Annotated in this window: 17 protein-coding genes; 11 read left to right on the top strand and 6 right to left on the bottom strand. The window is 37.0% G+C overall.

Annotated elements, in window-relative coordinates; genetic code table 11:
* Positions 1-11: 11 nt before the first annotated feature.
* Together JL102_RS16790 and JL102_RS16785 are read left to right on the top strand one after the other, a co-directional pair.
* Positions 12-1,190, top strand: a complete 1,179-nt coding sequence (locus tag JL102_RS16790) for a glycosyltransferase family 4 protein (RefSeq protein WP_202245595.1) — start codon at positions 12-14, stop codon at positions 1,188-1,190.
* A 35-nt stretch (positions 1,191-1,225) separates the two neighbouring features.
* Positions 1,226-2,278 carry a DUF4421 family protein gene (locus JL102_RS16785; protein ID WP_202245594.1) on the top strand — a complete coding sequence of 351 codons (1,053 nt, stop codon included), beginning with the start codon at positions 1,226-1,228 and terminating at the stop codon, positions 2,276-2,278.
* 36 nt (positions 2,279-2,314) lie between these two features.
* Here the strand turns inward: JL102_RS16785 and JL102_RS16780 are convergent, their stop codons facing one another.
* The 3 genes from JL102_RS16780 to JL102_RS16770 all read right to left on the bottom strand — a co-directional run bounded on the left by JL102_RS16780 (position 2,315) and on the right by JL102_RS16770 (position 5,312).
* Positions 2,315-3,871 (bottom strand): Rne/Rng family ribonuclease, encoded by a 1,557-nt coding sequence (locus tag JL102_RS16780; protein ID WP_202245593.1) that lies wholly within the window; start codon positions 3,869-3,871, stop codon positions 2,315-2,317.
* Positions 3,872-4,106: 235 nt separating this feature from the next.
* Entirely contained in the window at positions 4,107-4,952 is an 846-nt protein-coding gene (locus tag JL102_RS16775) for a tetratricopeptide repeat protein (RefSeq protein WP_202245592.1), read from the bottom strand.
* Between the two features lie 57 nt (positions 4,953-5,009).
* On the bottom strand, positions 5,010-5,312 hold the full coding sequence (locus tag JL102_RS16770) for an HU family DNA-binding protein (protein WP_202245591.1): 303 nt from the start codon (positions 5,310-5,312) through the stop codon (positions 5,010-5,012).
* A 135-nt stretch (positions 5,313-5,447) separates the two neighbouring features.
* Here JL102_RS16770 and mutY point away from each other — a divergent pair, with 135 nt between their 5' ends.
* The 9 genes from mutY to plsY all read left to right on the top strand — a co-directional run bounded on the left by mutY (position 5,448) and on the right by plsY (position 18,557).
* On the top strand, positions 5,448-6,524 hold the full coding sequence (gene mutY / locus JL102_RS16765; RefSeq protein WP_202245590.1) for an A/G-specific adenine glycosylase: 1,077 nt from the start codon (positions 5,448-5,450) through the stop codon (positions 6,522-6,524).
* Between the two features lie 48 nt (positions 6,525-6,572).
* A complete protein-coding gene (locus tag JL102_RS16760) occupies positions 6,573-7,031 on the top strand; it encodes a single-stranded DNA-binding protein (protein ID WP_202245589.1) in 459 nt (152 codons plus the stop codon).
* 33 nt (positions 7,032-7,064) lie between these two features.
* Positions 7,065-8,408 carry a gliding motility-associated protein GldE gene (gene gldE / locus JL102_RS16755; RefSeq protein ID WP_202245723.1) on the top strand — a complete coding sequence of 448 codons (1,344 nt, stop codon included), beginning with the start codon at positions 7,065-7,067 and terminating at the stop codon, positions 8,406-8,408.
* On the top strand, positions 8,380-8,979 hold the full coding sequence (gene gldD, locus JL102_RS16750; protein ID WP_202245588.1) for a gliding motility lipoprotein GldD: 600 nt from the start codon (positions 8,380-8,382) through the stop codon (positions 8,977-8,979). The genes gldE and gldD overlap by 29 nt, the downstream gene beginning before the upstream one ends.
* Positions 8,980-9,052: 73 nt before the next feature.
* Positions 9,053-11,146 carry an ATP-dependent DNA helicase RecG gene (gene recG / locus JL102_RS16745; protein WP_202245587.1) on the top strand — a complete coding sequence of 698 codons (2,094 nt, stop codon included), beginning with the start codon at positions 9,053-9,055 and terminating at the stop codon, positions 11,144-11,146.
* A gap of 51 nt (positions 11,147-11,197) precedes the next feature.
* Positions 11,198-11,959, top strand: a complete 762-nt coding sequence (gene tpiA / locus JL102_RS16740; RefSeq protein WP_202245586.1) for a triose-phosphate isomerase — start codon at positions 11,198-11,200, stop codon at positions 11,957-11,959.
* The gene (gene prmA / locus JL102_RS16735) at positions 11,959-12,801 is read left to right on the top strand and encodes a 50S ribosomal protein L11 methyltransferase (RefSeq protein ID WP_237390636.1); all 843 of its coding nucleotides are present in this window, start codon (positions 11,959-11,961) and stop codon (positions 12,799-12,801) included. Before tpiA ends, prmA begins: the two co-directional genes overlap by 1 nt.
* Before the next feature lie 189 nt (positions 12,802-12,990).
* Entirely contained in the window at positions 12,991-17,820 is a 4,830-nt protein-coding gene (locus JL102_RS16730) for a hypothetical protein (RefSeq protein ID WP_202245585.1), read from the top strand.
* A gap of 89 nt (positions 17,821-17,909) precedes the next feature.
* Positions 17,910-18,557, top strand: coding sequence for a glycerol-3-phosphate 1-O-acyltransferase PlsY (gene plsY, locus JL102_RS16725; RefSeq protein ID WP_202245584.1), 648 nt, complete (start codon positions 17,910-17,912; stop codon positions 18,555-18,557).
* A 13-nt stretch (positions 18,558-18,570) separates the two neighbouring features.
* On the opposite strand, the gene JL102_RS16720 is transcribed toward plsY, so the two are convergent.
* The 3 genes from JL102_RS16720 to recJ all read right to left on the bottom strand — a co-directional run bounded on the left by JL102_RS16720 (position 18,571) and on the right by recJ (position 22,618).
* Positions 18,571-20,067 carry a GH3 auxin-responsive promoter family protein gene (locus JL102_RS16720; protein ID WP_202245583.1) on the bottom strand — a complete coding sequence of 499 codons (1,497 nt, stop codon included), beginning with the start codon at positions 20,065-20,067 and terminating at the stop codon, positions 18,571-18,573.
* 98 nt (positions 20,068-20,165) lie between these two features.
* Entirely contained in the window at positions 20,166-20,897 is a 732-nt protein-coding gene (gene lptB, locus JL102_RS16715; protein ID WP_202245582.1) for an LPS export ABC transporter ATP-binding protein, read from the bottom strand.
* 14 nt (positions 20,898-20,911) lie between these two features.
* Positions 20,912-22,618, bottom strand: coding sequence for a single-stranded-DNA-specific exonuclease RecJ (gene recJ / locus JL102_RS16710; RefSeq protein ID WP_202245581.1), 1,707 nt, complete (start codon positions 22,616-22,618; stop codon positions 20,912-20,914).
* Between the last annotated feature and the right edge of the window lie 75 nt (positions 22,619-22,693).

The following is a 22,693-nucleotide window of genomic DNA, read 5'->3' as shown; positions in this document are numbered from 1 at the left end:
GTTTTGTTCATATGCGTATAGTTCTTATCCATCAATATTTTAAAACACCACAAGAAGGTGGAGGTATCCGTTCTTATCATATAGTTAAGCATCTAAAAGAACTTGGACATGATGTGCAGGTAATTACAGCCTACAACAAACCCAAGGCAGATGTGAAGATTATTGATGGCATTAAAATTAGTTATCTTCCTGTTTACTACACAAATCATCTCAGTTTTTGGAGTAGAGTACATGCATTCATTCGTTTTGTTTGGATGTCATTAAAGGTGATAAAGAAAATACAACCTGTTGATCTTAATTATGTAATCACCACGCCGCTCACCACAGGAATAATTGCTCTTTATGCAAAATTTAGATTTAGGACTCCATATGTTTTTGAAGTGGGAGACTTATGGCCGGATGCTCCCATACAATTAAAAGTTCTTAATAATTGGCTTTTGAAAAAATTGGCATATTGGTTGGAGAAGAAAAGTTATAAGGAGACAGAAAAGATTGTAGCTCTGTCTCCTGATATAAAAGATATTATTCTTCAAAAGCTCAATAAGAAAAAAGTGGAAGTGATTACTAATATGGCCGATAATGAGTTTTTTACTGCTGGTAAGAAAGATCTCAGGCTACAGCTAAAGTATGGGGTGGAAGATAAATTTGTAATTACTTATGCTGGTACAATCGGTTTGGCTAATCATTTAGAATATATGCTTGCCGCCGCGGAGGCTTGTTTAGATAATGCGCATATACAATTTATGGTGGCAGGAGAGGGGGCAAGAGCTCAGCATATGAAGAATTTGGTAGAAGAGCAAAATCTTGTTAACGTTCGTTTTGTTCCTTTTGCAGGAAAGGATGAAGTGAGAGAGCTTTTGAATGTTTCTGACGCTGTATATGTTTCTTTTCAAAATGTTCCTGTTTTAGCTTCTGGCAGCCCTAATAAATTATTTGATGGATTGGCCGCAGGAAAACTCATCATTATGAATTTTGAAGGCTGGCTTAAAAAGATAATTGAGAAGAATGAATGTGGTTTTTATTATAATCCGGAGGAACCCAAACAGTTTTATAACGAGCTTAAGAAGTTTGTTGAAGATGATGAATTATTGATGCGAGCTCAAATTAATTCACGTAAGCTGGCCGAACAGAGTTTTGATAAGCAAGATCAATTGAAAAAATTGCAACAATTTCTTGGTTTTGGTGATTAATAGTAGAAGTCCTTTTGTGAATAGCTGAAAACGTGATGACCAAGACCAATTTGAAAATATACTTAACCTTATTCGGAGTTTTCGCCTCTTGTCTATTCGCTTTTGCCCAAAATCAGGATTCTGTGTACAATTATTATGTGCAGACATTTCCAAATAAGTTTAACATGAAGCTTTTAGGTGCTAATAAAATTCTGTCCATGGATCTTATTAGTAACAGTGATAGGAGTAATAGAGTAAATTATATTCCTAATAATCAAGGCATGGTTGGTTTGGGAGTTTATGTTTTTGATATAGGTTTCGAAATGGCTCTAAAAGTACCAGACTTTTTACATAAAAATGAAGGTCAGTTTGGGGTTACAGAGTTTAAAGATTTTCAAGGAAATATATATGGTAGGAAGTGGTGTTTTGATGTTACTTATCAGAAATACCATGGCTTTTACATTAATAACGCCGATAAAATTTTTCCTGATTTTGATTCTGACGGGATATACCCATTGAGGCGTGACTTGGGCATACGAAAATTAATCCTTAATGGCATTCATATTTTCAACAGTGATCGTTATTCATTCCGTGCCGGCTATAACCAATCAGAAAGGCAACTCCGCAGTGCGGGGTCTGTTTTGTTAATAACTTCGCTTAATAACACGAAAATTGAATCTGATTCTTCTTTGCTTCCAATAGAAATTGGTGATCGCTTTGGTGAAGATGCCAATTTAGTAAAAGGTGATTTTAGTGCCTTTTCCTTATTGCCAGGCTATGGGTACACATTTGTGAAAAAGTACTTCTACTGTAATGTAAACGCAGCAGTAGGAGCAGGACTACAATATCAGGAATACTATTTAGATGAAGATTTTAAGAGTGATTTTGTGCTTGAAAGCAAAATTAATCTAAGAGCGTCTTTAGGCTATGATCACGAAAATTTTTTCTTTGGAGCTACAGCGATTTATGATAATGGCTCTATGAGGTTGGAAGATGCAAGAATTAGTAGTTCTACGGGTAATTATAAATTTTTTATTGGCTACCGGTTTAATGAGTTCGGCTTATTAAAGCACAGTATACGTGATCAATTGGAAAAGATAGGCTTATAAAAAAAGAAGCCGATTTTAAATCGACTTCCTTTAATATTATCCATTGATTTCTATTTCTTCACCAAATTTATTCAAAAATTGGAATTGGGTTACTCCTACGCTGGAGTCTTGCACCATTTTTATCCACTTGAAATACTTCAAAAACCACTTTAGTCTTCTTGATAAAGTACCTTTGGTGAAATAGGCATAAATGAAAGGGTGTACTACTACCGTAATATCCTTATCATTTTGTTTGGTCATTAAATAATCTATGGCCCTCTCTATTTGATCAGAAACCAAGATTGAGGCATTAATCTTACCTGTTCCATGGCAGGTAGGACAGAGTTCTTTAGTAGTAATATTCATTTCTGGCCTCACACGCTGACGGGTAATTTGCATCAGGCCAAATTTTGATAATGGTAAAATCGTGAATTTAGATCGATCACTTACCATTACATCTTTCATGATTTTATATATGAGCTTTTTATTCTCAGCTCTTTTCATGTCTATGAAGTCGATCACGATGATTCCCCCCATATCTCTGAGGCGAAGCTGCCTGGCTATTTCCTTGGCTGCTTCTGTGTTTACAGAGAGAGCAGTAGCTTCCTGGTCTTCCTCACGGTTAGACTTGTTGCCACTATTTACATCTATTACATGAAGAGCTTCTGTGTGCTCAATAATAAGGTATCCGCCACCTTTAAGACTAACCGACTGACCAAAAGCCGATTTTATTTGCCTCTCTATGCCAAAACTTTCAAAGATCTTGGCTTTGCCTTGATAAGGCTTTACTATTTTCTCTTTATCGGGTGCTATAGTTTTTATATAGCTTTTTACCTCATCGAGAATAACCTTATCATCAATATAAATGCTGTCGAAAGATTCGTTAAGTACATCTCTTAAAATTGCAGATGCTTTACTCATCTCTCCTATAACCTTTTCGCGAGGTTTGGCTGTTTTTAGGGTTTTAACCCCTTCATGCCATATGTTGAGCAGGTTACGTAAATCGGTGTCCAGCTCTTTAACATCTTTCCCTTGAGCAACCGTTCTGATGATTACTCCATAATTATCAGGTTTTATAGATGAAACAAGACGAACTAATCGCTTTCGTTCGTCACTGCTGGCAATTTTCTTGGAAATATTTACGGTGTTTGAAAAAGGAACAAGCACCAAATATCTTCCTGCTATTGACAACTCACAGGATAGTCGTGGCCCTTTGGTTGAGATGGGTTCTTTAACTACCTGAACTAGGATTTGCTGATTTTTAGAAAGAACACTACTTATCTTTCCATGCTTATCTATGTCAGGCTTTAGACTGAATTTTTCAAGTTTGCTGGAAGTATTCTTTTTAGAAACTGCCCGCTTGGTGAAATCATGCAGCGAACTAAATTTAGGACCCAAGTCAAGGTAATGCAGAAACGCATCTTTCTCATAACCAATATCAATAAAGGCTGCATTGAGACCCTGAACCACTTTTCTAACAGTGCCCAGGTATATGTCACCTACATTAAATTGATTGCCATCTTCATCGTGATGGAACTCAACCAGGCTTTTATCTTTTAATAGGGCTATACGACATCCATTCTGAGTCGAATTGATAATTAATTCATTACTCAAAACTTAATAATTTGGATTAAAAAATTTGATGTGTACAGTAAAAAGGCCGACTTCGCCTGTAAATGGAGTCGGCTCATTAATAACCTAGTGTGAGATTATTTTTTCTTGTGTCTATTCTTTCTTAATCTCTTCTTTCTCTTGTGAGTAGCAATCTTATGTCTTTTTCTTTTCTTACCGCAAGGCATAATCTTTAATTTTTTATCACTTAATGAATAAGCGATGGTTTAACAATCTTTTATCTAATATCTTCCAGATAAGAATCCGCAGTAGCTTGTACTTCAGGATCATCATCCAGCGTTTTTACTAATTCAAATTGCTCTTTAGCCTTGTCTTTATTTCCTGTTTCCAAATAACTAACGCCCAGAAAAAACTGAGCTTGTGTATTATTCGGATAGGTTTTTACCAGTTTACTAAAGTGCTCTACCGCTTTATTGTACTGGTTAGACTGCATGGACAATACTCCTAAATTGAACATCGCCTTTTCATTTTTTGGATCTTGCTCAATTATTTCCCTCAGCATCCCTATTCCTTTCATAGGATTAGATGTGGAGAGGTAAGTCATGGCTAACTTATTTTTAACATCTAAGTTAGATGGAGTTTTTTCCATTACTTTTAAGAAATATTCTCTTGCTTTTTCTCCTAAATAAGCACGTTTTTGAGGATCCATGGCAAACCCAAAAGCATCATAATATGTGTTTCCGGCTCTTTCCCAATTTTTCTCATTTGGAATATTCTCAGCTATTATTTCAACGAACTTAGCTGCGCTGTCATATTTATTAATGCTCAGATACAGCTCGGCTAAAGAGTCTGCAAAGATAACACTTTTTTCAATATTACTACTATTTGAGTAGTCAATCTTTAAATTATCTATTTTTTTCTGTATGTCTGCTGGAACTGCCTGTCCATGTGCAATATTGTCTGTATCTATTTCAGTGGGGGTAGGCTCAGCGTGCGAAGTGCCTGATGTTGTTTTATTGGGCACTGCATTTTCTTCATTATCTACTACTACTTTAGGTAGCGTAAAAATTATGGCTACCAATACGGCAGCAGATATAAATAAAATTATCCTTGTCTTTAGCATGCTTTATAATTTAAGATGCAAAAATACAAGGATAATCTCAATTGCGAAAAGTGAAGGCTAGTTGTTAACGTCTTTTACCTTATCACTCGTTTTAATTTTTTCTACGAATACTTTAGAGGGTTTAAAACTAGGAATGTAATGCTCATCAATTACGATGGCTGTGTTTTTGGAAATGTTACGCGCAATTTTCTTTTTGCGTTTCTTATTTACAAAGCTGCCGAAGCCTCTAACATATATGTTATTACCTTCTGACATGGCATTTTTGACTATATTAAAAAATGCTTCAACCGTTACAGAGACATCCGATTTATCAATTCCTGTTTTATCCGATATTTCTGCTATTACTTCTGCTTTAGTCACGTTATATCTTTAGATTTGATTAAAAAATAGTTAAGTATGTACTGGTCAGCAAATTTAGACTGAGCGGTCGGATATAAAAATTAAATATGTAAAAAATCTGACACACTCATTTCTGACTTTTTTAAGATTTTTTTGATGGATAATAATAATGCTTTTTCTGAGAAGCTGGTAACATGGTATGAAGAAAACGCAAGAGACCTGCCCTGGCGCCAAACGACTGATCCTTACCGGATTTGGCTTTCAGAGATTATTTTACAGCAAACAAGGGTAATTCAAGGGTTGCCCTATTATGAGAAGTTTGTAGAGAATTTCGAAAATGTTTCCGAATTGGCATCTGCTGATGAGCAAACTGTCCTGAGGCTGTGGCAAGGCTTAGGATATTACTCAAGAGCCAGAAACTTACATAAGTGTGCAAAAGAAATTGATAAAAAGTTTGAGAAAAACTTCCCAAAAGACTCTAAATCACTGATAAAACTACCTGGAATTGGCAAGTATACGTCGGCAGCTATAGCTTCTTTTGCTTTCAAGGAAAAGGTGCCAGTTATTGATGGAAATGTCTATCGGGTTCTTGCGCGAGTGTTTGGTTTGGATGCTGATATTGCTAGTGGCTCAGGGCAAAAGAAGTTCGAAGAATTGGCGTGGGAGTTAATACCCGATAAAAACCCCGACACCTATAATCAGGCCATTATGGAATTTGGGGCCTTACACTGTACGCCAAAATCACCTGCGTGTGAGAATTGTATTTTCCGTTTAGAATGCTCTGCTTTTCAGAATGATAGGCAAGATGCATTGCCTGTAAAGACCAAAAAGGTAAAGGTGAAAAAACGCTATTTTAATTATATAGTATTTATTACAGACGAAAGAGAAATGATACTGAATAAAAGGGAGGGTGCAGATATATGGGCAGGACTTTATGATTACCCATTGATGGAGACCTCGGATTTTTTAGTATTGGAAGATCTTATTAGTAAGTCTGAGATGGTAAGTAAATTGCAGCCTTATATTATGTCGGTAGAAGTAAGTAAGGATTATAAACATGTTCTTACGCATAGGCATATCTATGCACGATTTTTTACTTTTAAATTAAATATTACAACTGAAGTAAAGGATCTATTATTAGATGAAAATTTGATTTTCTATAATGAGGAGGAAGTGAATGATCTCCCTAAACCTGTTTTGGTTTCTCGTTATTTGAATGATGCCATTTTTTAGTTAGATTTATAAAACATTGCTATTTTTGCATAAAAACTAAGCTTAATTATGTCTGGAGTAAATAAAGTGATAATTGTTGGTAGATTAGGAAAAGATCCTGAAGTGAGACATTTAGAAAGTGGCGCTTCGGTTGCAAATTTTCCTGTAGCTACTTCAGAGTATTACAAAGATAGAAATACAGGAGAGAGAAGAGAGCAAACAGAATGGCACAATGTGGTATTATGGAGAGGCCTTGCCGATATATCAGAGAAATATCTCAATAAAGGAGATATGGTGTATATTGAGGGTAAGCTAAGAACTAGATCATGGGAGAAGGATGGTATTACAAGATATACAACTGAAATAGTAGGAGATAACATGACCATGCTTAGCCCTAAGGGAAGCAATGAAGGTGGCGGAAATCCAGCATCATCATCATCTGCAGGAGGCAACTCTTCGTATCAGCAATCATCTCAGCCAGCAGCGGATATTTCTATGGATGATGATACTGATGATTTACCATTCTAAATTTATCTTCATAAAGTTTTAATTTTGGAAAGTATAGACGAGCCTCCTAGTGAGCTTTTGTTATCAGCAGGTTTTAGTGAGAGTACGTTGGTTTACGTATTTAGCGGAATAGCATTGCTTTTCTTGCTTGTTTTATCAGCATTGATAAGTGGATCAGAGGTTGCCTTTTTTTCACTTACAGCTAAGGATATCACTGAGTGCAAGGAAAGTAATAAGCCTGCTGATAGCAGGATAGTAAGCTTAATTAAAAACCCCCAAAAGCTTTTAGCCACCATACTAATAGTTAATAATTTTGTGAATGTGGCTATAGTCACTCTTTCTACTTTTGTGATGTGGGAGTTTTTAGGCACTAAAACTACAGAAGGAACAGCGGTAATAGTGCTTACCTTTTTAACTACCATGGGCATAGTTTTCTTTGGGGAGATTATGCCTAAAGTGTATGCTACACCTAATAATCTACAGTTCGCTAGGTTTACTTCTGGCTTTCTTAAGGTTAGCAACTCTATTTTTAGGCCACTTTCATTTATATTGCTATCAGTGAGTAATATTATAGAGAGCAGGTTTCAAAAGAAGGGTTATGATATCTCTGTAGAGGAGCTTCACCATGCACTGGAGCTTACTACCACTAATGAAGATACAACCGAAGAAGAAAAGGATATCTTAAAAGGTATAGTAAACTTTGGTACTCTTTCGGTAAAGCAGGTGATGAGGTCCAGAATGGACATTACTGCTTTTGATAATGAGATGGATTTTCATGAGTTAATGGATAAGATCAATAAGTCAGGGTTCTCTAGGATTCCTGTGTATTGTGAGACCATTGATAATATTGAAGGTGTTCTTTATATAAAAGACCTGTTGCCATATCTTGAAAATGATGAAAATTTCACTTGGCAAAAATTGTTGAGACCCGGTTTTTATGTCCCTGAAAACAAGAAGATAGATACTTTATTAAAAGATTTTCAGGAAAAAAGGGTACACATGGCTATTGTGGTGGATGAATACGGAGGAACTTCAGGATTAATTACTCTTGAGGATATTATTGAGGAAATAGTAGGAGAGATAAATGATGAGTTTGATGACGATGATGTAGTATACAGCCAAATGGATGAGTATACATATGTTTTCGAAGGCAAGACTACATTAAATGATTTTTGTAAAATATTAGAAATAAATCCTTCCACCTTCGATAAAATAAAAGGAGAAAGTGAGTCATTAGGCGGACTGTTATTAGAAATTAATACTAAATTACCTTCTGCCGGAGAGAAAATCTATTTCGATAGATTTATTTTTACTGTGGTTGCTGTTGATAATAAGAGAATTAAGAAGGTTAGGGTATTTTTAAAAGCAAATGAAGAGCAAAGCGAGAAAGTCGATTAGTCTATGGTTAGTTATAATAGGTTTTGTGGTTATAGGATGTTCGTCCGAATATTCTCCTAAGCCTAAGGGTTATAACCGCTTTGTGCTTCCGGAGCACGAATATCAACACTTACCAGATACTTTTCCCTTTAATTTTGAGTACTCTAAACATGCAAAGTTATTGAGGGATACATCATGGATATCTGAAAGGTATTGGGTCGAGATTTATTATCCTGAATTAAAGGCAGATATTAACCTTACTTATAAGGTGATAGCGAATCAGGATAGTTTAAAAGAATATCTGGACGATGCTTATTTTCTTACAGCCAAGCATCAGATAAAGGCTTCAGCTATTGATGAAACGATCACAGTAACTCCAAATGGTAAAACGGTGGTTTATGCCGAATTAGATGGCCAAGTACCCAGTCAGTTTCAATTTTTCAGTACTGATTCTACTAAAAACTTTTTTAGAGGAGCACTTTATTTTAATACTGAGGTACAGAATGATTCTTTAAGGCCGGCAATAGAATATGTAAAGGTAGACATTGTTCATATGATGAATTCTTTCCAGTGGAAGGAGAGTCTTCAGTAGAAAATAATTTTATGTAAAGCAATTTGTGGCGCGTTGACAATAAGCTTAATATAAGCTTTGGCTATTACCATTCATGCAGGGCTTCTTCGATACCAAAATAGAGTTTTTAAAAGGGGTGGGACCTCAAAAGGCAGCTCTTTTGAATAAAGAGTTGAATATTTTCACTTATGGTGATTTAATACAGCATTACCCATTTCGTTACGAAGACCGAACTCAGTTTCATGAAATAAGTACCTTAAATGGCGCTATGTCTCAGGTTCAGATCAAAGGTAAGATCAGAAGTATGCAGACAATAGGAGAAGGAAGAAAGAAGCGGCTAGTGGTTCAGTTTGCTGATGGTACCGGAGAGATAGAACTGGTGTGGTTCAAAGGAATACAGTGGGTAATGAAAAAAATCCAACCAGGTATGGAATATTTGGTATTTGGTAAACCTACTGCTTTTGGGAGTAAGCTAAATATGGCTCACCCTGAAATAGAGTTAATAACCCGTCAAAACCAGGAAGCGAGCTATCTACAACCAGTGTATACCACTACTGAAGTTTTAAAGCGGAAATTTCTAGATAGCAAAGCTATAGGGAAACTACAACTTTATTTGCTTCAACAAGCGCAAAACAAAATAAGAGAAACGCTCCCAAAAAATATATTGGAAGACTATCGTCTCATTAATAAAAGAGCCGCTTTAAATAATATCCATTATCCAAAGGATCAGGCGCATCTGCAAAAGGCGCAGTTCCGACTAAAGTTTGAAGAGCTGTTCTATGTTCAGCTTAGACTGCTAAAACTTAAGATTGCTCGTATTGATAAATTTAAAGGTGCGGTTTTTCATGATACGGATTTGCTTACCCGGTTTTATAATGATCATTTGCCTTTTGATTTAACAGATGCGCAAAAAAGAGTTATAAAAGAGATCTATAAAGACATGCGCTCAGGGCAGCAAATGAACAGACTGCTTCAAGGAGATGTGGGTAGTGGAAAAACCATAGTGGCGTTTATCTGCATGCTTTTGGTGGTGGGCTCCGGTAGCCAGGCAGCCCTGATGGCGCCAACAGAAATTTTAGCAACTCAACATTTTCAGGGTTTAAAGGAGTTTGCTGATCAAATGGGCATAACCATTGCCTTATTAACAGGATCTACCAAACAGAGTGAGCGGAAAATTATTCATCAATATCTCAAAAACGGGGATCTTAATATTATTGTAGGCACACATGCTCTTTTAGAGGATATTGTGCAGTTTAAAAATCTAGGCCTCGCAGTGGTAGATGAGCAGCACAGGTTCGGTGTAGCTCAGCGGTCTAAGCTCTGGCAAAAGAATCAATACCTCTACCCGCATGTTTTGGTGATGACAGCCACTCCCATTCCACGAACACTGGCCATGACCCTCTATGGAGACTTAGATATTTCTGTAATAGATCAATTGCCGGCAGGCAGAAAGCCTATCAAAACCGTTCATAGATATGATGCTAATCGTTTGAAAGTCAATGGATTTTTGAAGGAGCAGCTAGAAGTAGGCCGGCAGGTATACATTGTTTATCCACTTATAGAGGAATCAGAAAAGCTAGATTTAAACCATTTGATGGATGGATATGAAAGTATGTGTAGAGCTTTTCCCGATGTGCCTATAAGTATAGTGCATGGTAAAATGAAACCTGATGCTAAGGACTATGAGATGCAGCGTTTTGTAAAAGCGGAGACTAAAATTATGGTAGCCACCACAGTAATAGAAGTAGGGGTAAATGTACCTAATGCCAGTGTGATGGTGATCGAGAATGCAGAGCGTTTTGGCTTAGCGCAGTTACATCAGCTACGCGGACGCGTGGGGAGGGGTGCTGAGCAATCATATTGTATACTTATGACTAATTATAAGCTTAGCAAAGAGGGTAAGGTACGGATAGATACTATGGTTAGAACTACCAATGGGTTTGAAATAGCAGATACAGACTTGCAGCTCCGTGGACCAGGAGATCTGATGGGAACCCAACAAAGTGGAGTTTTAGACTTACTTATAGCTGACTTGGGTAAGGATGGAGTCATTTTACAGGCGGCACGAGGAGCTGCTCTGAGTATTATAGACAAAGATCCCGATTTGAGCAATGTGGAGAATCAGGTTATTAATCAGCAAATTAACTCCATGAAGAAAACGGCCATTAACTGGAGCCGGATCAGTTAAAAGGAAATGACATAAAATCTTATCTTTACAAGAGAAATAAAACTATCAACTATGCGACAAAAAATTGTAGCCGGAAACTGGAAAATGAATAATACCCTGGATGAGGGACTTAAGCTTACATCAGAAATCGTTAATATGGTTAATGATGAAGTAAACACAGATGTAAGAGTGATTTTAGCTCCTCCATTTGTTCACTTAACGCAAGTAAGAGGTTTAGTTAAAGATTCAGAAAAGATTTCTCTATCTGCTCAGAACTGTAATGAAAATGACGAAGGAGCTTTTACTGGGGAAATTTCGGCTGAAATGCTGGCTTCTGTTGGAGTACAATATGTGATTTTGGGACATAGTGAGAGAAGAGAATATTTTGATGAAACCAACGAACAATTAGCTAAGAAGATTGACATTGCACTAGCCAATAATCTTAAGCCAATTTTTTGCTGTGGAGAATCTTTGGAAGTAAGAGAAAACGGATTATTTAAAGAATTTGTAAGCAATCAAATATCTGACAGCTTATTTCATTTGGGAGAAGAAGATTTGAAAAAAGTTGTTATTGCTTATGAGCCTATCTGGGCTATTGGTACTGGCAAAACAGCGTCAACAGAACAAGCGCAAGAAATGCATGCTGTAATCAGAGAGTTGTTGGCAGAGAGATACGGTGCTGATGTGGCAGAGAATATTTCTATTTTATATGGGGGTAGCTGTAAACCATCAAATGCACCTGAGCTTTTTGCTTGTAAGGATGTAGATGGAGGCCTTATAGGAGGCGCATCACTTAAATCAAGAGATTTTTTAGATATTATTAAGTCATTTTAATGTCAAAAGGCATAGAATTTATAAGTGTAAAGCTTTCTTGTGAAGAGGCTTTTATAGAAATTGTAGTAGCCGAGCTAGGAGAGCTTGGCTACAACTCTATGATGGAAACGGATGCCGGAGTAGAGGGCTATATAGAGGAGAAAAATTTTAATGAACAAGACATAAATGATTTAATCTCCAGATATTCTGAGGTTACTACCATAACTTATGAAGTAGAAGAGGTAGTATCAAGAAACTGGAATGAAGAGTGGGAGAAGAATTATGATCCTATTTCTGTAGATAAATCATGCCTGGTAAGAGCAACCTTTCATAAACCTGATCCTTCGTTTAAATACGAAATTATTATTAACCCCAGAATGTCATTTGGGACAGGACATCATGCAACCACTTATCTTATGCTCAAAACTCAGATGGAGTTAGATCATGCAGATAAAAGAGTACTTGATGCCGGCTGTGGTACGGCTATTTTAGCGGTAATGGCTGAAAAGTTAGGAGCTAAAGAAGTTATTGCCTATGATAATAATAGCTGGAGTACAGAAAATGCTCCTGAAAATGTAGAGCTAAACGAGTGTAAAAATATTACTGTGAAAGAGGGTACTATCGCTACTCTGGGCTTAGAGGGTACATTTGATATAATATTGGCTAATATTAATAAAAATGTGCTCTTGGATGAAATGGAGTCATACAGTACATACCTTCATTCAGGTAGCACCCTCGTTCTAAGTGGTTTTTATGATTATGATAAAGAAGATATTGTAAAGAGAGCCGATTCAGTAGGATTGGAATTTAGAAGCCAAAAGGATCGTAATAGCTGGGTAGCATTGGTCTTTATCAAAAAGTGATAATAATTTAATTTTTTATACTCATATTGTGTTTGAGTAGTGAGGATGTCTATAGTTGGTTATTTGATAATAATTTAAGAATTTACCAAAGGCAATTTTTTAATTAGTTAAAAGGGGTTATGTTATCGTTGTATCCTCAAACCGTAACTTACCCCGTTTAGTACTCAACTATCGTCTGGCGTTTTGAATATGTGGCAAAAAGTACTTTATCCCCTATTTGCTTTTTTTTTAATTAGTGGGCTGGCTTATTCTCAGTCAGGCACTGAAATAGAGCAAGATTCTGTAAGAAATTTATTGGATCAATCACGAGCAAAGCAGGTGCTGGGCATAAGTGATGAATTTCAAATGGCATATTTAAAAATGTCAGAGAACCAGAGAAAAACGGTGGTTTCACACATTGTTGGTCTTATGAACAATAAGGCCATTAGTTCTACTCTACGTGATTCATACCTGATTACAATGGCCAAATCTTTGAATGGAGACAATAATGCCACAGATAATTTCAGTCAATTTTTGGAGGTTACTCAGAAGGTGCTAGATACTTATTCTCCTGATCAAATAAGTAAATACTTACAGACCACAGGGCAATTTTTTGAATGGAGAGCACTGTATTTTGCTCGTTCTAATAGGCTTTTTGCTGATGGAGACTACACTATTGAGTTTGTAGAAGCGGCTCAACCGGAGGAAGTAATAGTGGAGGAGCCTGTAGATGAATACCAAGAGCCTGAAAATTATGACGATTATGAATCAGATAATTACGATGACGACGATGAGTATTGGGATGAATGGGATGATGAGCCATCAGATGATAATTGGGATACAGAATGGACTGAAGAATATGAGGAGCAAACCGAATTAGAAGATCAACAGATGATAGAAGCTATTCAGGGAGGGGGAGTAGTACTACCTGTAATTGAGGGGCCTGTTATAAAATTTGATAATGCCAACTTGAATTTTGTAAGTCCGTACGATTCGGTTTTTTTACAAAATACCAGCGGCACCTTTTTGATACTTAAAGATCAGTTTGTAGGTAACGGTGGCAAGTTTGATTGGACCATGGCTGGATTAGGAGCGGATTCGGTATTTTGCTCATTCCCGGAATATAGCTTTGATACAAGAAAACCTAGGCTTAAGGTCGAATCAGCTAAACTTACTTATAAGGGTAAAATAGATGAGCCTGTAGAAGGTATTTTTGAATATAAAAGCATAAAGCATGACACGACAACCGACTCTCGCTATCCCAGGTTTATTTCTTACTACAGTAATATTAATGTAAAGAACATAGGAAAAGACCTAATCTATCATGGAGGCTTTTCTCTTGATGGTGCTAAAATAAATAGTGCTTCTGTTATGGGGAGTTACTCTATGATTGAGGTTAGAAATGATCAAAGCCGGAAATTCAAGGCGCGAGCTCCAATTTTTGAATTTGGAGATTCTATAGTAACTGCGAAGAGAGCTTCTGTAGTTATATATCAGAATTATGATTCTATTTACCACCCGGCACTACGCTTAAAATATGATTACGAGAATCAGAAACTGGTCTTACAAAAGGATAAAGGTGGGTTTAGAAATACGCCATTTGTAAGTTCATATTTTAATATAGATTTCACCGCTGATCTTATCCGTTGGGATTTACAGTCAGACAGTTTGAATGTTTCCATTATGGAAGCAGCTCGAATGGTACCGTTAAACATAGAGTCGGCAGATCATTATTCTTATGATGATTATAGTAGCTTAGGGGATAAAATTTACCCTTTCAACCCTCTAGCCATGGTGGCAGCATATAGCAGAAAGGAAGGGGTGGATGAATTTTATGTTGATGAGCTTGCCAAGAGCTATAAAAAAGATATTGATGTAATGAAGGGGGCTATGCTCTTTTTATCCCAAAAAGGTCTTATTGGTTATGATTCAAATAAAGGTTTAGTAACAGTAAAAGATAAGGCTAAGCATTTATTTAACTCCCGGTTTGGTAAAAAGGATTATGATAACATCGTTATATCATCAGTCATTCATTACAAGCCCAATGCTACTTTAAACTTTCCCAAAAGCTATATGAAGGTAAGGGGGGTAGAAAGTTTCAAAGTAAGTGATTCATTAAACGTAGTTATTGAACCTGACAGTAGTGAGATTACACTTATGGAAAACAGGGACATTATGTTTAATGGAAAAATCTCTGCTGGTAACTTCGAGTATATAGGAGAGGATTTTTATTTCGAGTACGATAGCTTTCTTATAAGCATGGGGAAGATCTTCTCTATTCAATTCTACGTGCAAGATGAGAAAACCCATGCCAGAACTAAAGTTGATAACTCTATGGTAGCCGTGCCGGATGAAAATAATCCGGAAAGTACGGGAGCTACTCAAGGTACTTTATATATTAATAAGCCGAATAATAAATCAGCAAAGGTAAAATATGCCAATTATCCTAAATTTAATGCAGGACAAGGAGCCTTGGTATATTTTGATAGGCAAGAAATTCTTGGGGGAGTATATGACAAATCATTAAAATTTGAAGTGCCTCCTTTTGATATAGATAGTTTAAGTGGAGAAGATCCTTCCTCTATTGAATTTGGAGGTGGTTTTAAATCTGGAGGTATATTCCCTGATTTTGAAGAGAAGCTGATTATAATGCCTGATAATACCTTGGGTTTTAATCACCAGGTGCCACAAGAAGGTTATATGCTTTATAATGACCCTGAGGCTACTTATTATGATCATATTACTTTAAATAAAAAGGGATTGCAAGGAAAAGGCGAACTCCAATACCTGGCAGCTAATCTTAAGTCTGATAATTTTATATTTTACCCCGATTCAGTAACTGGTAACGGAGAGTACTTACATATGGAAGAATCTGAGTTTAATGGAAATAGTTACCCTCAGACTTCTGTAGAAAATTACAGCATGAAATGGGTGCCTGCTAAGGACAGGATGTACATAAAAAATGAAGATGATCCAATCAAATTCTACAATGAAACGGCTACTCTAGATGGCACGGCTATCCTTTCTAAGGAAGGTATGTTTGGAGGAGGAACACTCTTAACAAGAGGTTCAGAGTCAAAGTCTAAGAGTATGAGGTTTGAGAATGATAGGTTCTCGGCTCGGCATGCTGATTTTGAATTAAAATCTGATAACCCTGATAAGCCCGCGTTAGCAGGTGATGACGTACGGTTAAGGTTTAATCTGGGAGAAGATTATGCTGTAATTAGTCCTGAAATTGAGGGGCAGGATGCTATTGAGTTTCCTTTTGCTCAGTTCAAGACTTCTATATCAGAGGCTCGCTGGGACCTTGTACAGGATAAGGTAACTATGACTAAGCCTGATGACGTGCCATTAGAGAGTTCATATTTCTATACTACCAGAAAGGATCTCGATTCACTAAGGTTTAATGCAACTAATGCAGAGTATGATATTAAAACATCAGAACTTAAAGTGTCTGGTATTCCATTTATTGTGGTGGCCGATGCTAAGATTACTCCTGAAAATAATGAGGTTTTAATTCTGGAAAATTCTAAAATAGGTCGATTAACCAATACCACTATTGTATTGGATACGCTATACGAATATCATAAGCTTACAGAAGGAGTAATTGATATTATTTCTAGAAATGAGTTTACTGGGTATGCTACTTATAATTTCGTGAATGCTCTTAATGATACTGTGCCGGTAAGGATGGAGAACTTCCATTTGGAGAAGTTTGAAAGTAAAAATAGCAGAAAGAAAGATGCTTTTGAAATGCACACGGTGGCTAATGGTACTATAGGAGGTGATCAAAATATACTCATATCTCCAGGGATGTTCTATAAAGGAGATGTAATTATGTATGCTAACCGCCCTACTATGGAGCTTGATGGCTTTATAAAGTTAGATATTAACGAACCTGATTATGATACCTGGATAGTTCAAAAGAGTACTGGAGAGCAGAGAGAGGTTATGATTGACTTTGATAATACTTTAACAGAAATGGGACAGAAGCTGCAGGCTGGCCTTTATTATAACATAGAAGACAATAGCTTATATAATACATTTGTTTCTGATGAGATAGTGGATGATGACCCTTTCTTTGCGGCTAGTGGTATGCTTACTTATGACAAGGAAACTGGAGAATTTGCTGTACAGGATACACTTAAAGCCGCAGGAAAAAGCTTTAAGGGGAAAGTATATAAGTATAACCAGGAAACAAAGACAGTCAAATTTGAAGGACCTGTTAACTTAGTGAGACCTGATGAAGATTTTGTGCTCAAAGCTACAGCTATTGGAAATGGAAATATAGAAACAAATGAATATACTCTTAACAGCCTGATTACTGTTGACATTGCTAATGTGCCTACTATGGCCTTTGATGCCATGGCTAGAGATATTAAAGACGTAATTACTAATCTAGGTGCGCCTGAAGGTATGGGAGACCCCACTCAGCTGTTATATAAATTAGGAGATATGATTGGTGAGCGCCCCACGAAAGAGTATGAAAAATTATCTAAAGAGGAGCATGTGCCTCTTGGTGGTTTTGCTAAGGAAACATCAGCACCTTTAACTTTTACTAATGTCGACCTTAAATGGTCTACCGATTATAATGCTTTTTATAGTGAAGGAAAGCTTGGTCTTTCAAATATTAGAAGCACAGATTTAAATGCTTCACTTGAAGGTTTTATGGAGATAACTAAAAATGAAGGTGGAGGTACTATTTTTAACCTATTTCTCAAGGCGTCACCAGCTTCATGGTTTTTCTTTAGCTATGAAGATGATCAGCTACTCGTATTTTCTAGCAATAATATCTTTAATGATGTTATCAACAAAAAGAGTAATGGAGCTAAGGCTAAGATAGGAGATTTAGTTTTCGCTCCTGCAGATAAGGCTGAGACTCTGAATTTTATCAACAGATTTAGGCTTCAATATTACGGTATAGATGATATATATGATCTAGACTCAGATATAGAGCCTGAGGTTGAAGACCTTCCGGATGATGGGTTCGGCGGGGCTCAGGAAGATGATGGCTTTGATGATGGTGACGATGGGTTCTGATAGGTTAAGATTTTTAAATTTTATTATCTTTGAACTAATAATTTTTAAAGTAAGTTCTACACTTACCTTGTTCAACTAAACCAACTTATATGATTGCAGCGATAATTATAGCAATATTAATTTCTTACTTATTAGGTTCTATCCCTTCCGCCGTATGGTTTGGCAAAGCGCTTTACGGCATAGACGTAAGGGAGCACGGGAGTGGAAACCCTGGAGCTACAAACACTTTCAGAGTGCTTGGCAAAAAAGCAGGAATAATAGTAATGCTGGCTGACATCGTAAAAGGTATGGCTGCTTCTTCAGTAGCAGTAATACTAATGAACCTGCAGTTTATTGATGAGAATAACCTTGTTACGTTCAAACTCATTCTAGGTGTTGTAGGGGTAATAGGACATATATTTTCAGTGTTCCTACACTTTAAAGGTGGAAAAGGGGTTGCTACTCTTTTAGGGATGATGATTGCGATTCACTACGAAGTCGCTCTATTGTGTATAGTTGTATTTGTAGTAACTCTATTGATATCAAAATATGTGTCTTTATCATCTATCATAGGCACTTTATCTTTCCCTGCTATGCTTTTGTTCGTGCCTAGGTTTCAAACCAGCGAACCACTTTTAGTGATATTTGGATTCTTCTTGTTCATAGTTATCGTATGGACTCACCATAAAAACATAAGAAGAATTATGGAAGGACATGAGAGTAAGACCTATCTCATAAAATCAAAGAAGGAGGATTAGAAAACTAATCCTCTTATACTTGAGTGCTACTGATCATTTCTAGCAAACTATCAATATGTTCGCGATTATTTGATAATCGTGGCACTTTATTTTGTCCGCCTAACTTTCCTCGCTTTTTCATCCAGTTGTAGAAGGTGCCCTCTGGTACATCATGTACTACAGGCATTACAAGTGCCATGTCTTTATACCTCTTGGCATCATAATCAGAATTTATTTTTCTTAGATTTTCATCTAGTAATTGAGAGAAGGTGTCTAAGTCAGAAGGGCTTTGCTTGAATTCTATCACCCATTCGTGTCCTCCTTTACTTCCTTCGTCGAAGTAAATAGGAGCGGCTGTATAATTATCGATAATGGCTCCTGTATTTTCACAAGCAATAGTAATTGCTTTCTCTGCATTCTCAATAATTAACTCTTCACCAAAAGCATTGATAAAATGCTTAGTTCTGCCTGATATCTTAATTCTATAGGGTGATAAACTGGTGAACTTTATTGTGTCACCAATTTTATAGCGCCAAAGTCCTGCATTAGTTGTGATGAGTAGAGCATAGTTTTTTCCAATTTCTACCTGATCTAAGGTTAAAGTATCAGGGTGTTCCTCATCATGCTGATCATAGGGAATAAATTCATAGAATATTCCATAATCAAGCATTAGAAGTAGGTCATCACTATTGGCTACATCTTGAATGCCAAAGAACCCTTCTGAGGCATTGTACGTCTCCCAGTAGTTCATTCCTGATGAAGGAATAAGTTTATTAAACAGCTCTCTGTAAGGGGTGAATGACACGGCACCATGGAAAAATACCTCCAAGTTAGGCCATATATCAAGTATATTATTGGTTCCTTTTAGGGCAAGTACTTTCTGTATTAGTAAGATGGTCCAAGTGGGTACACCTACCAGGTTGGTCACATTCTCTTCAGATGTGATCATGGCCATCTTTTCTATTTTTTCCTCCCATTTATCCATTAGAGCTACTTCCAGTTTTGGGGTACGGATAAACTGAGCCCATATGGGGAGGTTTTTCATTATCACAGCAGAAACATCTCCATAAAAGGAGTTAGAATCAGGGCTGAATTCATTGATTTGATGGCTGCCTCCTATGGTTAATCCTTTTCCTGTAAACATTCTGGTTTCAGGATTACTGTTTACATAGAGCGAAATAAGGTCTTTGCCTCCTTTAAAATGGCAATCCTCAAGTGCCTCTTGAGATACAGGTATAAATTTACTCCTGGCATTAGTAGTGCCTGAAGATTTTGCAAACCAGGTGATTTCTGAAGGCCATAGAATATTTTGCTCTCCCTTCATAAGACGCTCTATATAAGGAAAGAGTTGCTCATAAGAATGTACAGGAACCCTGTTTTTGAACTCTTCATAATTACTGATGTCTTTAAATCCGTATTTTTTGCCGAATTCAGTATGTTTTGCTTCAGTAACGAGCTTCTTAAGTAGTTCTCTTTGAACTTCATGTGGGTATTTTAAAAAAAGCTCAATATCATGTATGCGCTTTTTCATCACCCAGGTTAATATGGAATTGAGTATATCCACGAGTTACAGTAGTTAGGCCTTAGTGTCAATGCTAAAAATAGCAAATTCCGAATGAAATAGGGCTCTTAGACTTTTCTTTTTAATTCGAAGTGCTGACCCAAGTAAACTCTTCGAACCTGTTCATCTGCTGCAAGTTCTTCCGCAGATCCAGCTTTTAAAAGCTTACCTTCAAACATGAGGTAAGCTCTATCTGTGATAGATAAGGTTTCATTTACATTATGGTCAGTAATGAGTATACCTATATTTTTCTGCTTTAGCTTAGCTACGATGGTTTGAATCTCTTCTACTGCTATTGGGTCCACTCCTGCAAAAGGCTCGTCTAATAGTACGAATTTTGGGTCTACGGCCAGTGCTCGCGCAATTTCTGTTCTTCTTCTTTCTCCTCCAGAAAGAACCATTCCAAGGTTTTTTCTAACATGAGTTAAGCTGAATTCTTCAAGCAGGGCTTCACACTTTTCCTTTTGTTCTGCCTTAGAAATTTTGCGTAACTCTAAGACAGCCATAATATTTTCTTCTACGGTCAGCTTTCTGAAAACAGAGGCCTCCTGAGCCAAGTAACCTATTCCTAGTTTAGCTCTGCGATACATTGGTAGATGGGTGATGTTCTCGCCTTCAAGAAAGATTTCTCCTTCATTTGGTTTTATAAGGCCTACTATCATATAGAAAGTAGTAGTTTTACCGGCTCCATTAGGTCCTAATAGCCCTACTATCTCTCCTTGCTCAACTTTTACAGAGACATCGTTTACTACTGTACGCTTTTTATATTTTTTTATTAAGTGGTCTGCTCGTAAGATCATAAGTGCAAAAGTAACTATTCAAACTTGATATCCTTTAATTTTAATTGAATGGACTGATAACCCATATAATTATTTTCTTCAACATTAAATGCTATGCTGAAATTTTGTCCGTTTCGGATGAGGGGCTCATATTCCGCCAGGTTAAATCCTATTACATCAAACTTAAGGTTAGAGCCTTTCTGCTGTGCAATAAATTTAAGATGCTGGTTTTTCAATACTCTCAAAGAGCTTGCCACACTTACATTTTCAGCTAAAAAAACAGGTTGCATATTTTCTGGTCCGAAAGGCTCCATTTGTGCAATAATATTAAGAAATTTTTTGCTGATTTGATTGAAGCTGATTTTACTATCAATATTAATCAATGGTATTAGGAGCTCTTCTGGGATAGAATTAGCTACTACTTCTTCAAATTTTTGCTGAAAGGCAGGGATATTTTCTATGTCCATAGTGAGGCCTGCTGCGTATTTGTGTCCTCCAAACTGTTCCAAAAGATCACTACAGCTGGATATGGCATTGTATACATCGAAGCCAGGTACTGATCGGGCAGAGCCAGCTGCTTTATTGTTTGATTCTGTTAAAATGATGGTAGGCCTGTGATAATGCTCAATGCAGCGTGAGGCGACAATACCTATTACGCCTTTGTGCCAGTCGTTTTTAAATAGTACGGTTGTTTTTGAAGATTTTAGCAGGTCATCATTTTCTATCATTTTGATAGCTTCATCAGTAATGCTAGAATCAAAATCCTTTCTTTTATTATTACGGATATTAAGCTTTTCAGCATAGTGATAGGCTTCATCTTCAGAGGAGGCTAGCAGCAAGTTAACAGCCATCTTTGCATGATCTATTCGGCCAGCCGCGTTGATACGGGGAGCCATGCCGAATACTATTCCTGTAATATTTATTTCTTTTTTAACTCCAGACAGGTGCATGAGAGCAGCCAGGCCAGGACGAGGGGCTTCATTGAGTTTCTTTATTCCAAAATGAGCAAGCACACGGTTTTCTCCGGTTATGGGTACGATGTCTGATGCAATGCTAACTACTACCAGGTCGAGGTAATCAAGTGGATTTTTGCACCATTTAGGATTACGCTGTGTTAGTGCCTGCATTAGTTTAAAACCAATGCCACAGCCTGGTAATTCTTTGTATGGATAGGGGCAGTCATCTCTTTTGGGATCAAGGGTGGCTACTGCAGGAGGCAGTTCATCTCCAGGGCGGTGATGATCGCAAATAATGAAATCAATTTTTTTTTCAGCGGCGATTTTTACTAGCTCTACTGACTTAATGCCACAGTCTAGGGTGATGATTAGTGAGAAGTTATTTTCGTGCGCCCAATCTACACCTTGCCTTGAAACCCCATACCCCTCTTTATAGCGGTCTGGAATATAAAAGTCGCAATTGGGATAAAAAGAATTTAGAAAGTGGAAGAATAAGGCTACAGAGGTGGTGCCGTCGACATCGTAATCTCCATATACTAGAATGTGTTCCTGCTTAGCGATAGCTTTCTCTATACGTTCAACAGCCAAGTCCATATCCTTCATCAAAAAAGGATCATGCAGCATTTTTAATGAAGGCCTGAAATAAGACTTAGCGGCTTCAAAACTATCTATTCCCCTTTGAGCTAATATATTGGCCAATGGCCTGCTTACATTAATAGCATTATGTAGGTTCTCTATTACCTCTTCTTCAGCAGCTTCTTTTAACGCCCATCTTTTCTCCACCATGGCTCTAAATTAATGACCTCCAATAAAAAAAGCAGTACAATTGCACTGCTTTTCTTTCATACATGTTATGAGATA

The organism is Fulvivirga sediminis (genome assembly GCF_016757215.1).
In the GTDB taxonomy this organism is placed as follows: Bacteria; Bacteroidota; Bacteroidia; order Cytophagales; family Cyclobacteriaceae; genus Fulvivirga; species Fulvivirga sediminis.
Note: the sequence above shows the minus strand (reverse complement) of the source record. Positions and strands in the feature narration are given on the sequence as shown.